Origin of the sequence: Microbacterium sp. AISO3 (assembly GCF_002204305.1) — a bacterium.
Lineage (GTDB): Bacteria > Actinomycetota > Actinomycetes > Actinomycetales > Microbacteriaceae > Microbacterium > Microbacterium arborescens.
Genome location: NZ_NHRF01000208.1, coordinates 1 through 386, shown reverse-complemented (window position 1 = coordinate 386; position 386 = coordinate 1). Strand labels below are relative to the sequence as shown.

Genomic DNA, 386 nt, shown 5'->3' with positions numbered 1-386 from the left:
ACCCTGCGACGCACGAAGTTCCAACTCAACAAGGCCCAGGACAGGCTGCACCTCGTCGAGGGTCTGCTATTGGCCATCGTCGACATCGACGACGTCATCGCGATCATCCGCTCCTCCGAAGACGCCGCAGCAGCCCGTACCCGCCTCATGGGAACCTTCGACCTCGACGAGGTGCAGGCCAACTACATCCTGGACATGCAGCTGCGCCGCCTGACCAAGTTCTCCACTATCGAACTGGAATCTGAGCGTGACGAACTGCGCGAACGCATCGAAGGGCTAACGCTCATCGTCAATGATAAGGCCGAGTTGCGTCGCGTGGTGTCCGGAGAATTGGTCGAAGTGTCGTCCAAATACGGCACTCCGCGTCGCACTGTGCTGTTAGGAGC

At 59.6% G+C, this 386-nt stretch carries 1 protein-coding gene; it reads left to right on the top strand.

From position 1 onward, the window contains the following. A partial coding sequence (locus tag CBF90_RS16995) for a DNA gyrase subunit A (protein WP_277921449.1) occupies positions 1–386 on the top strand: 386 nt, incomplete at both ends.